At 69.0% G+C, this 11,990-nt stretch carries 11 protein-coding genes and 1 tRNA gene; 2 read left to right on the top strand and 10 right to left on the bottom strand.

Annotated elements, in window-relative coordinates; translation table 11 throughout:
- Window positions 1-48: 48 nt before the first annotated feature.
- From Ga0609869_RS10890 to Ga0609869_RS10935, 10 genes are all read right to left on the bottom strand, one after another.
- On the bottom strand, window positions 49-630 hold the full coding sequence (locus tag Ga0609869_RS10890; protein ID WP_125407121.1) for an HPF/RaiA family ribosome-associated protein: 582 nt from the start codon (window positions 628-630) through the stop codon (window positions 49-51).
- A gap of 43 nt (window positions 631-673) precedes the next feature.
- Complete coding sequence (locus tag Ga0609869_RS10895) at window positions 674-1,138, bottom strand: YbhB/YbcL family Raf kinase inhibitor-like protein (protein ID WP_125407123.1); 465 nt, start codon at window positions 1,136-1,138, stop codon at window positions 674-676.
- 89 nt (window positions 1,139-1,227) lie between these two features.
- Window positions 1,228-3,903, bottom strand: a complete 2,676-nt coding sequence (locus Ga0609869_RS10900; RefSeq protein ID WP_211336830.1) for a cation-translocating P-type ATPase — start codon at window positions 3,901-3,903, stop codon at window positions 1,228-1,230.
- Between the two features lie 286 nt (window positions 3,904-4,189).
- Window positions 4,190-4,264: transfer RNA gene (locus Ga0609869_RS10905), tRNA-Gln, on the bottom strand.
- 82 nt (window positions 4,265-4,346) lie between these two features.
- On the bottom strand, window positions 4,347-5,180 hold the full coding sequence (gene kdsA, locus Ga0609869_RS10910; protein WP_125407127.1) for a 3-deoxy-8-phosphooctulonate synthase: 834 nt from the start codon (window positions 5,178-5,180) through the stop codon (window positions 4,347-4,349).
- Between the two features lies 1 nt (window position 5,181).
- Window positions 5,182-6,873, bottom strand: a complete 1,692-nt coding sequence (locus tag Ga0609869_RS10915; RefSeq protein ID WP_125407130.1) for a KpsE/RkpR family capsule polysaccharide export protein — start codon at window positions 6,871-6,873, stop codon at window positions 5,182-5,184.
- Complete coding sequence (locus Ga0609869_RS10920; RefSeq protein WP_125407133.1) at window positions 6,857-7,510, bottom strand: ABC transporter ATP-binding protein; 654 nt, start codon at window positions 7,508-7,510, stop codon at window positions 6,857-6,859. The genes Ga0609869_RS10915 and Ga0609869_RS10920 overlap by 17 nt, the downstream gene beginning before the upstream one ends.
- Window positions 7,511-7,718: 208 nt before the next feature.
- Entirely contained in the window at window positions 7,719-8,996 is a 1,278-nt protein-coding gene (locus tag Ga0609869_RS10925) for a Na+/H+ antiporter NhaA (protein ID WP_125407135.1), read from the bottom strand.
- 79 nt (window positions 8,997-9,075) lie between these two features.
- On the bottom strand, window positions 9,076-10,122 hold the full coding sequence (locus tag Ga0609869_RS10930) for a permease (RefSeq protein ID WP_125407138.1): 1,047 nt from the start codon (window positions 10,120-10,122) through the stop codon (window positions 9,076-9,078).
- The gene (locus tag Ga0609869_RS10935; protein ID WP_125407140.1) at window positions 10,115-10,459 is read right to left on the bottom strand and encodes an ArsR/SmtB family transcription factor; all 345 of its coding nucleotides are present in this window, start codon (window positions 10,457-10,459) and stop codon (window positions 10,115-10,117) included. Before Ga0609869_RS10935 ends, Ga0609869_RS10930 begins: the two co-directional genes overlap by 8 nt.
- A gap of 78 nt (window positions 10,460-10,537) precedes the next feature.
- Here Ga0609869_RS10935 and Ga0609869_RS10940 point away from each other — a divergent pair, with 78 nt between their 5' ends.
- Window positions 10,538-11,146 (top strand): uracil-DNA glycosylase family protein, encoded by a 609-nt coding sequence (locus Ga0609869_RS10940; protein ID WP_125407143.1) that lies wholly within the window; start codon window positions 10,538-10,540, stop codon window positions 11,144-11,146.
- The gene (locus Ga0609869_RS10945; protein WP_125407146.1) at window positions 11,143-11,922 is read left to right on the top strand and encodes an SseB family protein; all 780 of its coding nucleotides are present in this window, start codon (window positions 11,143-11,145) and stop codon (window positions 11,920-11,922) included. The genes Ga0609869_RS10940 and Ga0609869_RS10945 overlap by 4 nt, the downstream gene beginning before the upstream one ends.
- The last annotated feature ends 68 nt before the right edge of the window (window positions 11,923-11,990 follow it).

Raw genomic sequence — 11,990 nt, forward strand, 5'->3', positions numbered from 1 at the left:
GGCCGCGAGCGGGTACGGCCTTGCGCCGCGCCGGCCGGGCCGGCGGCCTCAGCGCGCCTCCGGGTCGTATTTCAGCGCCCCGACGGGGCGCACCGTGCTGGCCTGCGGACCGATCTCGCTTTCCTCGCTCTGGACCACGAGATCTACCGTGTCGCGCGGCGCGAGGTCCTCGAAACGCCCGTCGACCACGCTGTTGCGGTGGAAATAGACCAGCCGGCCGTCATTCGCGGCGATGCGTCCGAAGCCCTCGTCATGGCGGATCTCGACGATCCGGCCCTGCAGCGGCCCATCGTGAACCTTCACGTCGCCGCCGGCCTTGTCCTTCCAGCGCTTCACCTCTCGTTCCATCGCGGCGAAGGCATGGCGCACCGCCACCGGCAGATGTTGGTGCGCGGCGGCGTCGTTCTGGCGATGGTGCACCACCAATTCGTCTCCGGGCACCCGCACCTCGACGGTGATCTCGTAGAGGTTGCCCTGTCGCTGGCTGCGGTGCGGCGCGCGGATGTAGACATGGCAACTGGTGATCCGGTCGAAAAGGGTTTCCAGGTGATCGACCTTTTCTTGAACCAGCGCCTTGATCGAATCGCTCGTGTCGATGCCGGTGAATGACAGCTCCAGCGGGACTTGCATGGTCCTTCTCCTCTTTTTGTCTTTTCGCGCGTCTGCGGCGCGGTCAGGTGCGGCCGTAAAGCCCCACGATCTCGGTAAACTCGATCACGTTCGGCGCGGCCAGCCGGATGACCTCCGGGCAGGTGGCCCCGGGTGCGGCCGAGACGATATGCTCGCTCAGGGCGCTGAGCCGGAAATGGTAGGAATGCGGGGCGTCGCCCTTGGGCGGGCAGGGGCCGGCGTAGCCCGGCTTACCAAAATCGTTCAGCGCCTGGCGAAACCCCGGCTCCAGCGTTTCGGGGCCGAAGCCGGCGTGCAGGAATTGCCAGCCCGGTGGGATCGCGTAGGCCGCCCAGTGGTGGAACACGCCGCCCGGCGCGTCGGGGTCGGTGCAGACCACCAGCAACTCGCGCGTGCCCTCGGGCACGCCGGTCCAGCGCAAAGCGGGTGAAACGTTCTGACCGTCGCAGGTGAAACGACCCGGGATCGTCTCACCGGGGTTGAAGTCGGGACTTGTGAGCATGAGCATGTTTGACCTCCCGCTCAGACAGCTCACTTGCAGTGGACATGCTGGCCGCCGCCGCGTCGTTGACGTGAATCAATCCGGCGTGCATGTTCTCACCGCTTCGTCCAGGCAAGAAAGACCTGGCCCATGACAAGGGGCAGGAAACTCATGCCGATTGCCACGCCCAGTCCGGCGCCGCCCGGCGCCGGCAGCGACAGCAGGGCCGACAGGCCCGGCAAGACCAGCGCAAGCGCGATCAGGCCCAGGCAAAACGCCAGCGCGCCCCAGACATAGGCGTTGGCCGTGACGTCGTTCCGGATCGGATCGGCCGCTGGGCTGCGCATGTTGAAGACGTTCCAAAGCTGCGCCAGCCCGAGCGTCAGAAAGGCCACCGTCACGGCCCGCCCTGCATCGAGGCCGAGGCCGAACAGCGCGATGCCGAAGGCGCCCAGCGTCGCCAGCGTGATCGCCACGCCAAGTACCCCGATCAGCACCCAGCGCGGGCGGTCGACAATCTGCTCTTCCGGGTCACGCGGCGGTGCGCGCATGATCTTTCCGTCGCCGCGGCCCAGTCCCAGGGCAAAGGCCGGGAACACGTCGGTGACAAGGTTCAGGAAGAGGATCTGAAGCGGCAGGAGCGGCGCGGGCAAGCCGGCGCCCACCGCCAGCGCGACCACCAGGACCTCGCTGAGGTTGCACGACATCAGGTAGACCACGAAGGCCCGGATATTGCCGAAGATCACCCGGCCCTGGCGCATCGCCACGATGATCGTGCCGAAGGCGTCGTCCTTCAGCACCATGTCGGCGGCCTCGCGCGCGACCTGCGTGCCGCGCTGGCCCATGGCGATGCCGATATCGGCCTTTTTCAGGGCGGGCGCGTCGTTCACGCCGTCCCCGGTCATCGCCACAACGTGGCCCGCGTCCTGGTAGATCCTGACCAGCGACAGCTTGGTCTCGGGGTCGACGCGGGCGAAAACGTCGGCAGCGAGGATGCGGTCGCGGGTCGCGTCGTCCGGCGCCGCGGGGTCGAGGCCGCGCAGCTCTCGCCCCTCGATCACCCTCAGCGCCCCGTCGCCCAGCCCGGCATGGCGTGCGATGGTTTGCGCCGTGTCGGCGTGGTCGCCGGTCAGCATGATCACCCGGACCCCGGCGGACCGGCAGGCGTCGATGGCCTCGCGCACCGTGCCGCGAAGCGGGTCGAGCAGGCAGACGAGGCCGACAAGCGTCAGGCCGTCATAGGGGTCGTCCTCGTCGCCCGGTGCCCGTTTGAATGCCAGCGCCAGCAGCCGCAACCCCTCTTTTGCAGCCCCGGCATTGCGGGCCGCCCAGTCGGCCCGTCCCGCATCGCCCAGCGGGCGTGGACCCTCGGGGCCGAGTTCGGTCCGGCAAAGCGGGATCACGGATTCGGGCGCGCCCTTCACGGCATAGACGTGATCCTCGCCGGCGGCGTGGACCGTCGCCATCATCTGGCGGTCGGGGTCGAAGGCATGCTCGCGCACCTCGGCACAACGTTCGAGCAGCCGCGCGCGCGACATCCCGGCGTCGTCGGCGGCGGACAGCAGTGCAACCTCCATCGGGTCGCCGGCCGGCGCTGCCTGGGGCCCGTCGCCGAGGGCCGCGTTGTTGCACAGCGCCCCGATCCGCAGCGCCCAGGCCAGGCGCGCGTCGGAGTCCGGCGTCGGGGCGGTGCCATCGGCGGTAAACCGCAGCCTGCCGTCGTCGCGCGTGGCCTCGACATCCGCCCCGGCCAGCAGGTAGCGCACCGCTGTCATGCGGTTCTCGGTCAGGGTGCCGGTCTTGTCGGTGAGGATCAGCGTCGTCGCCCCCAGCGTCTCGACCGAGGACAGCCGGGTGATCAATGCGTTGCGCCGCGCCATGCGCCACATGCCGCGCGCCAGGCTCAGCGTCGCCACGACCGGCAGGCCCTCTGGCACCGCCGCCACCGCCAGCGCGACGCCGGTCTGGAACATGTCGGCCCAATCGTGGCCGCGCAGCACGCCCAGCGCCATGGTCGCCGCCGCCAGCGCAAGCGTCAGCCAGACCAGCCTGTGGCCCAGCCGGTCGAGCCGGCGTTCCAGCGGCGCGGCCGCGCCCTCGGCGCTTTGTGCGAGGTCGCTGATCCGGCCCAGTTCGCTGTCCATGCCGGTGGCCACGACGACGCCCTCGCCCGCGCCCCGGGTGATCGCGGTGCCCTTGTAGGCCATCGCCGGGCGGTCGCCGAGCGCAGCATCCGCGGGACCGGGCGCGCAGCCCTTGGGCACCGGCGCGGACTCGCCGGTGAGAACCGACTCGTCGCAGTGCAGATTCGAGGCTTGCGTGAGCCGCAGATCGACGGTCACCACATCGCCCGCCTCCAGCACCACGATGTCGCCCGGCACCAACTCGCGGGCGTCGACCATCCGCTCGGCGTCGCCGCGGCGCACGCGGGTGCGCACCTCGGCGATCTTCAACAGCGCTTCCATCGAGCGCGCGGCGCGCAACTCGGTGGAAAAACCGATCGCGCCGTTGATCAGAAGGACGACGACGATGGCCAGCCCCTCGACCGTATCCCCGAGGAAAAACGACATCGCGGCCGCCGCGGCCAACAGCCAGACGATGAAGCTCTCGAACTGGTGCAGCAGGATCGTGAGCAGACCCTTCTTGCGCTGCTGCCGCAGCTTGTTCGGGCCGAGCTTGCGCAGACGGGCAGCCGCCTCGGCCTGGGCGAGCCCCGATCGCAGGTCCGTCCGAAGCGTTGCGGCGACCTTGTCGATCTCATGTGCATGGGCGTCCGCGATGAGCCTGGCCACGTGTTCCCCTATCGGTCCCGGCGTGCGGTGGCGCCCCCACGCACTGTACTCGCGCCGGCCATGCCGCGCGCCCTAATCGGAATCGAGCCGCGACCGGATGCGCCCGGACTGCCGGAGAGGTACTCGAAGACGACCGGTTTAGCCAAGGCGCGCCGCGTCATTCGGAAGCAAGTTTCGTCGTTCCCACATCCATCGAGACGCGCGTCGGCGGTGCCGCGGATCACGTCCGGCATGCCGCAGTCCGCGCGCGGCGCCTGCAGTTTTCGACATCTTATAAGTGAAAAAATGGCTGGGGTGGTAGGATTCGAACCTACGATACACGGTACCAAAAACCGCTGCCTTACCACTTGGCTACACCCCAACGGTGGCGAGCTAAATACGCTGACGGGCGCGGCGCTTCAAGACCGAAATGGCAAAAAAAGGCGTGCCGCGGGGGCGCCTTGTCACAGCCGGATCGGGTCGGTCTTGGCGAGCCGGTCGAAGGCCATGAGCGAGGCCACGAGGGCGGGCATCCGGTCGAGCGGCACCATGTTGGGCCCGTCCGAGGGGGCGGTGTCCGGCGCTTCGTGGGTTTCGATGAAGACCGCGGCGATGCCGAGGCTGACCGCGGCGCGCGCCATCACCGGGGCGAATTCGCGCTGGCCGCCGCTGGCGCCGCCCTGGCCGCCGGGCTGCTGCACCGAATGGGTGGCGTCCATCACCACCGGCCAGCCGGTCTGCATCATCCGGGGCAGGGCGCGCATGTCGGCCACAAGGGTGTTGTAGCCGAACGAGGTGCCGCGCTCGGTCAGCAGGATCCGGGCATTGCCGGTCGTTTCCAGCTTGGCTACCACGTTGTCCATGTCCCACGGCGCGAGGAACTGGCCCTTCTTCACGTTCACCGCGGCCTTGGTGGCGCCTGCGGCCAGCAACAGGTCGGTCTGTCGGCACAGGAAGGCGGGGATCTGCAGGATATCGGCCACTTCGGCCACGGGCGCGCATTGGGCGGCCTCGTGGATGTCGGTCAGTACCGGCACGCCAAGCTCGGATTTCACCCTGTCCAGCATCTCCAGCCCGGCGGCCATGCCGACCCCGCGCTTGCCCGAGAGCGAGGTGCGGTTGGCCTTGTCGAAGCTGGCCTTGAAGACATAGCCGGCGCCGGCCGCGTCGCAGGCGGATTTCATCGCGCGCGCGATGGTCAGCGCGTGCTCTGCGCTTTCCAGCTGGCAGGGCCCGGCGATGACGGTGAGCGGGCGATCGTTGCCGACGGTCAGCCCGCCGATGGGTACGTCTTTCATGTCAGGCAGAGACCTGTTCGCGCAGGATGGAGGCAGTCAGCGACACCATCAGGTATATCCCGCCGAAGATCAGGAAGGCCAGTGCCGTATTCTCGAACGCGCGCGGATAGGTGGGATCGTCCGGGGCCACCGGCGTGACGCCGAGCGAGAGGTAGCGCACCTGGCGGTTGGCCTCGATCCGCGCGGTTTCGAGCTGTTGCAGCGCCTGTTGCAGCAAGAGCTGCCGATTGGCAAGATCGGCCTCGGCGATCCTGAGTTCGGCCGAGACGCGCGCCAGCGACTCGCCGCCCGTGCCGCTTTCGGTCATCGAGGAGCGCAGCTCGGATACCAGCGCCTCAAGCCGGCGGATATCGCCCTGCACACCGGCCACGCGGGCCTGGTTGGGCCGCGTGTTGTCGAGCAACTGCTGGAGTTGCAGCCGCTTTTCGCGCAGCTGGGTTTCGAAGGTGGAAATCTGGCCCATCAGCGCGCTGGTTTCCGTGGCGGGGTCCAGCACGCCGAGCCTTTCCTGAAGGTCGAGCACGCGCCGCTGCGCGTCTTCGACCTTTTGTTCGGACTCGCGGAAGCTCTCGCGCGCCCCGGCCATCTGGTCTTCGCGCAGGCGCTGGGTCAACCCGTCGACCCGCTGCTCGGCGTAAGAGATCAGCGCATTGGAAAACGCCTGGCTGGTCTCGGGGTCGGCGGCCACAACCTCCATTTTCAGAATGCCCTCAGTCGGATCGTAGCCGATCTTCACGTTGCGCTGGTACACCTTGTAGGCGGTTTCGCTGCTGGCGTCGGCGGGCAGGCGTTGGATCGGGTCGATGAATTCCTGCGTGAAATGGCCCTTGAAACCGAGATCGGCGTTGAGCCTCTGCATCGCGTCGCGCGATTGCAGATAGCTTTGCACCGCGATCGAGTCCTGCTGCACGGCCAGCCCGGTGCCGGCGAACATGCCGCCGAGGCCGCCGGCCGAGGGGGCGTCGGCCTGCTGGATGACGAATTCCGACTTGGTGGCGTACATCGGCGTGGCCATGGAGAAATAGTAGTAACCCGCCAGGATCGTGGGCAGCGCCACGAAGGCGAACAGGCGCAGCGTCAGCATCGCCATGGCGCGGCGCCGGCGGCGGGCGAGGTCTTTCTGGATGCGGCGGATCTCGGTTAGGCGGGTGGCTTCGCCCTGCACCTCGGTCGAGGGCAGGTTGACGGGGCGCGTCGCGGGCAGGGTGCGGGGCAGTTGCGGCTGTTGCGGCCGGTCCTGCGGGCCCTCGCCGACGACGAGTTCGAGCATCTGCGAATGCTGGAACGGGTCCACCCCCTGGCGGCGCAAGAGGCGCACCGCGTCGTAGTCCGAGGTGGGGGCAAGCCCGTGCTTGTGCGCGATGCGGCGGGCCATGCGCAACTGGCGGCCTGTCAGCCCCTCCTTGCGGATCGCGTCGATCGCCTCGTCGGTGCGCAGGTCGGTTTGCTGCGCGACCGCGGTTGCGGCGGTGCCGGGCGCGGTGGGCTCGGGCGCAGCGGTGCCGGGCCCAGCGGTGCCGCGCGCGGCGGTTTGGGGTGCGGCGGGTTCGGGTGCGGCAGCCGCGTTGGCCGGCGCGGCCGCGGCGATCCGGGGCGCCTCGACCTTGGGCGGCAGCGCGGCGCGCGACCGGCCCTGGCTCAACGCGGCGCTGCGGCGGATGCGGAATTTCTTGGCCTTAGGCTTGGTAGTCATAGAGCCGCTTCGCCTCTTCCAAAGTGTCGAACATGAAAATCTGTCCATCGCGCAGCACTGCGGCCGAGCGACAGAATTTTTCCAGCGTGGCCGCCTGGTGCGAAACGACCACCACCGTGGTCGTCTCCAGCCGCTCGCGCAGGATCGCGCCGGCCTTGCGGTTGAATTCCACGTCGGTGGTGGCCGGCATCCCCTCGTCGATCAGGTAGATGTCGAAATCGAGCGCCAGCATCAGCGCAAAGGTAAAGCGCGCGCGCATGCCTGTCGAATAGGTCCCGACCGGCATGTCGAAATACTCCTCGATCCCGCACAGCCAGCGCGCGAACGCTTCGACGTAATCGGGGTCGAGCCCGTAGAGGCGCGCGATGTAGCGGGCGTTTTCGGTGCCGGTGTGGCGGTTGACCACGCCCCCCATGAAGCCCAGCGGGAACGAGATGCGGCAGGTGCGGGTGATCTCGCCCTCGTCGGGTTTTTCCAGCCCCGCCATCATGTTGATCAGCGTCGTCTTGCCGGTGCCGTTGGGCGCCAGAATGCCAAGCGAATGACCGAGCTCGACGCGAAAGGACACCCTGTCGAGGATGATCTTGCGCTGCTTGCCGGTCCAGAAGGACTTACTGACTTCGCTGAACTCGAGCATTCACTGGTCCCGATACTGCCGCAGGTCGCGCCCGTCCGGGATGTCGGGCGGACTTTTCGATTGTCGGCAGGCTATTCATCCATTGGGACTATATTATGTCGCCGTCTACGGCTGATTGACAACGTTCCCGGCAACAATCGGGCCATTACATGGCGCTGTCGAAGAAGTGAGGCGAGGCTGCACCCGCCGGTGCCCGCCGATTGGCCGGTCAGGCGCGCTGTTTTCGCACCCCGACCGCCCGGCCGGCGGCGATGGCGATCAGCGCCGCGCCAAAGCTGAAGAGCGCGCCCATCTTGGCTGCATCCTGTATCCGGATGCCCTCGATCGTGGCGCTGCCGTCGAAGGCGACCGATGCGATGAAGATCGACACGGTAAAGCCGATCGCGGCGACGCAGCCCACCACGAAGAGATCGGCCATGCGCATTCCCACGGGCAGGCCCAGCCGCAGCGGGCGTGCCGCCACCCAGCCGAACAGCAGAACGCCCGCGGGCTTGCCGATCAGCAGGCCCGCCAGAACCAGCCAGGTGGGCGTGCCGATCGACGAAAACTCGACCCCCGCGTTGAGCAGGCCGAAGAAGAACAGGATCACCTCGACCGGGTGTTTCAGCAAACGCTGGATATGGTTCAAAAGGTCGGTGAGGTATTGCTCGGCCTCGGCGAAGATGCCGAACGCCCGGTCGGCATGGGGGATCGCCGGCACCACGGGCAAAAGGCCCAGCGCCGGGTGCAGCCCGCTTTCCTGAAAGCCGTACCAACTGGCCGCGCCGGCGGCGAGATAGGGCCAGAAGGACAGGTATTTGCGTACCCAGCTCGAATTCGGGCGCGCCTGGTCGCCCCTGTCCAGTATCCGGGGCAGCCAGTTGAACAGGACGAACACCGCCGCCGAGGCGCCCGCCGACAGCAGCAGCCATACCGGTGCCAGCGCGCCCGAGGGGTAAAAGACCGCCAGGATGAAGAGGCCCGCCGCGTCGTCGGCGATGGCCAGCAACAGCAGGAACCGCACCGCCGGGTGCCCGGCGCCGAACACGATGCGCCCCACGATATAGGAAAAGGCGATGTCGGTCGCCGTGGGGACCGCCCAGCCCTTGGCCACGGCGTCGTAGGTGTCCGAGCCCAGGATCGCGGCGAGCCCCAGATAGACGACGACCGGGCCGGCCATGCCGCCCAGCGTGGCGATCAGCGGCGTGGCGGCCTTCTTGCCGCGCAGCGCGCCGTTTCGCAGGATCACCGCCTCCCACACCTCCTTTGCGGCGACGGCGAAGAAAAATGCCATCAGCACGTCATTGACGAGGTAGTGGAGCGTCAGGGTGCGGTAGATCTGGCCGTTCACCTCGTGGGCGTGGCCGATAATGGCATTGTCGAGCAGCACGAACTCGACAACGTCGTGGTACGAATTGGGGTGGATGTTGACCCAGACCAGGGCCGTCACCGCCCCGCCGATCAGGAGCAGCGAGTAATTGGTAACGAAATTCCAGACCCGATACATGCCCGACCATCCCCAACCGGCATCATTTTTCCCGGTTGGATAGTCGATCGGCCCGCATGGGGCAACTGCGCCGGGTGCCTCATGCGAAGGCGCCCCAGGCCAGCCCCGCCAGCACCGAGCCGACGACCGCGTAGCCGATATAGGCGGCAAAGACCCGCGGCTTGACCAGCGCCCAGACGGCGACGGCCGCCGGGATGCAGCTGACGCCGCCCGCGATGACGAAGGACATCGCCGCGCCCGGGCTCATCCCCTGTTGCAGCAGGCTGTCGACCAGCGGCACCGCGGCATAGCCGTTCAGATAGGCCGGCCCGCCGATCACGGCGCCCAGCAGGACGGGCCGCAGCCCCTCGCCGCCGAGGATCGAGGCCACCGCCTCGGCCGGGACGTAGTGCAGCATCAGCGCCTCGATCATGTAGGCCAGCGCCAGCCATTTGCCGAGGAAGAGCGCATTTTCGACCACCGCCGTGCGGAACGTCTGGCGGCGCTCGGCCTCGTGCCAGAATTGCCAGGCCGGGCGGCCGGAAAAGGCCGGCTTGTCGCCGCAGCCGCAGCCCGAGGACGAACAGCCGCCGCCCCTGGGCCGCAGCGGATCGGAGAAAAGCGCGCTTTGCGACAGCGCGTGGGTGGCAAAGCCGCCCAGCAGCCCGATAGAGATCGCCGCCCCGGTTTTGGCCACGGCAAACGGTGCGCCCAGCGTGCCCGCGGTGATCAGGAACATCGCCGGGTCCATCAGCGGCGAGGACAGCCAGAAGGCCATGACCGCCGCCAGCGGCGCGCCCACGGCCAGAAGCGCCGCGATGAAGGGGATCACCTCGCAAGAGCAGAATGGCGAAAGCCCGCCTAGCAGCGCGGCCAGCACGATCATCCGCGCCGTGCGCCCCTCGAAGGCGCGGGCCAGCAGAGCCTCGCTGCCCGTGGCCTTGAGATACCCGACGGCCAGCACCGCGAAGACGATGAAGGGCGCGGTATGCGCCAGCGCGCCGGCGGCAAAGCCGATGGTCGGGCCCACCTGCGCCGGGTCGGCCACGGCCAGCACCAGCGGGATCGCGATCATCGCCAGCACCGCCTTGTCGATCCAGCGCCAAAGGGCAAGCGGGCGCGGGGTGGGCAGGGAGGTGTCAGTCATGGCTGTGCTCCTGGTGGGGCGAAGAGGCGTCGGCGCAGCATTCCGACAGCAGGAAATCCGAGAGCGCCTTCATTTCCGGGTAGGCCGCGGCGGCGCAGATGATCGACCGGCCCTGTTTCACCTGGGTCACCAGCCCGGCCTGGGCCAGCGCCTTCATGTGATGCGTCAGGGTCGAGCCGGTGATGCCCGAGCGTTCGCCAAGCACCCCGATGGGGATGCCCCCGGGGCCGGCCCGCACCAGGGTGCGCAGCACGCTCAGCCGTTGCTCCGAACCGAGCGCGGCGAAGGCCGAGGCATAGCGGGCAAGGGCGAGGCCGGAGGGCGTGTCATGCTTCATATTTTCATTGTTCTCGAAATATAGAGGATTCGCAAGTGGCAATTTGCACCCGCGACGGGCTGCCGCTAGAGGATGGGCATGACCCCGCCGTTGCCCCGGACCGGCCTCAGCGCCGAGATCGCCGCCTGCCGGCTCTGTGCCGCGCGCTTTGCCGGCACGGCGACTGCCCACGCGCCCCGCCCGGTGCCATGGTTCGCGCCCGGCGCGCGTGTCCTGGTGGCCGGGCAGGCGCCGGGGATGCGGGTGCACCAGGCGGGCAAACCCTTTCTCGACCCGTCGGGCGACCGGCTGCGGGGCTGGATGGGCATCGCGCCGGAGGTGTTCTACGACCTTTCGCGGGTGGCGGTGCTGCCCATGGCGTTTTGTTTTCCGGGCTACGATGCCAAGGGGTCCGACCTGCCGCCGCCACGGGTCTGCGCCGAGACATGGCACGACCGGGTGATGGCCGATCTGGGCGAGCTGCCGCTGACGCTGCTGATCGGCGGATACGCCCAGAAATGGCATCTCGGCCCGGATGCACGGGGCGGGGTGACGCAGACGGTGGCGGCCTGGCGCGCCCATGCGCCGCGGGTCTTTCCGCTGCCGCACCCGTCGTGGCGCAACACCGCGTGGCTGAAGCGCCACCCCTGGTTCGAGCAAGAGGTACTGCCGGCGCTGAGGGCGCGGGTGCGGGAGGTCCTGGAATGAACGACGAGACAGTGCTGGACGCGGCCCACCGTGCGATGGCCGCCGCGCCCGAGGACGGCGCGGCACGGCTGGCCTTTTACGCGCGGCTGGCCGAGGCAGAGCTGTTCCTGCTGTTGGAGGCCGAGCCCGCGGGCGACGAGATCGCGCCGCAGGTCTTTGCGTTGGAGGATGGGCCGGTGGTGCTGGTCTTCGACGCCGAAGAGCGTCTTTCGGCCTTCACCGGCGCGCCGGCGCCCTACGCCGCGCTGCCGGGGCGCGATCTGGCGGCGATGCTGGCCGGGCAGGGGCTGGGGCTGGGCGTCAACCTCGGGCAGGACGCCGCGATCCTGCTGCCGTCGGGGGCGGTCGACTGGCTGGCCGGCCTGCTGGCCGCGCGGCCCGAGGCGGTCGAGGCCCGCCCCGAGGAACTGCGCCCGCCCAGCGACGTGCCCGAGCAGGTGCTGCGCGCGCTCGACGCGCGGCTGGCGCGGGCCGGGGGGCTGGCGCGCCACGCCTGGCTGGCCGGCGTGATCTATCCCGGCGGCCGGGCGGGGCATATGCTGGCCTTTGTCGACGCCGCGCCGGGGGCCGAGGCGGTGTTGTCGCGGGCGGTGGGCGAGGCGCTTGGCTTCAGCGGCGCCGAGACCGGCGCGCTCGACGTGGCCTTCATCGGCCCCGACGACCCGCTGGCCGGGCCGCTGGGCCGGGTCGGCCTGCGCTTCGACCTGCCGGAACCGGAGCGCCCCGAGGCGTTGGTTGTGGACCGCGACCCCGACGCCCCGCCGCGCCTGCGGTAGCGCACGGCCCTGCTCCGGCATGTCCCCATGGCGCGCCGCGTTGCCCGCCAGGGCCGAGGTGCAAACAA

Source organism: Rhodovulum iodosum (assembly GCF_041020385.1).
Taxonomy (GTDB): Bacteria; Pseudomonadota; Alphaproteobacteria; order Rhodobacterales; family Rhodobacteraceae; genus Rhodovulum; species Rhodovulum iodosum.

What these genes read in the sequence shown, in the direction of transcription:
- Ga0609869_RS10925 (WP_125407135.1), bottom strand. Translation starts at nt 8,996, where the DNA reads ATGTATCGGGTCTGGAATTTCGTTACCAATTACTCGCTGCTCCTGATC.
- Ga0609869_RS10890 (WP_125407121.1), bottom strand. Translation starts at nt 630, where the DNA reads ATGCAAGTCCCGCTGGAGCTGTCATTCACCGGCATCGACACGAGCGAT.
- Ga0609869_RS10895 (WP_125407123.1), bottom strand. Translation starts at nt 1,138, where the DNA reads ATGCTCATGCTCACAAGTCCCGACTTCAACCCCGGTGAGACGATCCCG.
- Ga0609869_RS10920 (WP_125407133.1), bottom strand. Translation starts at nt 7,510, where the DNA reads ATGCTCGAGTTCAGCGAAGTCAGTAAGTCCTTCTGGACCGGCAAGCAG.
- Ga0609869_RS10930 (WP_125407138.1), bottom strand. Translation starts at nt 10,122, where the DNA reads ATGACTGACACCTCCCTGCCCACCCCGCGCCCGCTTGCCCTTTGGCGC.
- Ga0609869_RS10945 (WP_125407146.1), top strand. Translation starts at nt 11,143, where the DNA reads ATGAACGACGAGACAGTGCTGGACGCGGCCCACCGTGCGATGGCCGCC.
- Ga0609869_RS10940 (WP_125407143.1), top strand. Translation starts at nt 10,538, where the DNA reads ATGACCCCGCCGTTGCCCCGGACCGGCCTCAGCGCCGAGATCGCCGCC.
- Ga0609869_RS10915 (WP_125407130.1), bottom strand. Translation starts at nt 6,873, where the DNA reads ATGACTACCAAGCCTAAGGCCAAGAAATTCCGCATCCGCCGCAGCGCC.
- kdsA (WP_125407127.1), bottom strand. Translation starts at nt 5,180, where the DNA reads ATGAAAGACGTACCCATCGGCGGGCTGACCGTCGGCAACGATCGCCCG.
- Ga0609869_RS10935 (WP_125407140.1), bottom strand. Translation starts at nt 10,459, where the DNA reads ATGAAGCATGACACGCCCTCCGGCCTCGCCCTTGCCCGCTATGCCTCG.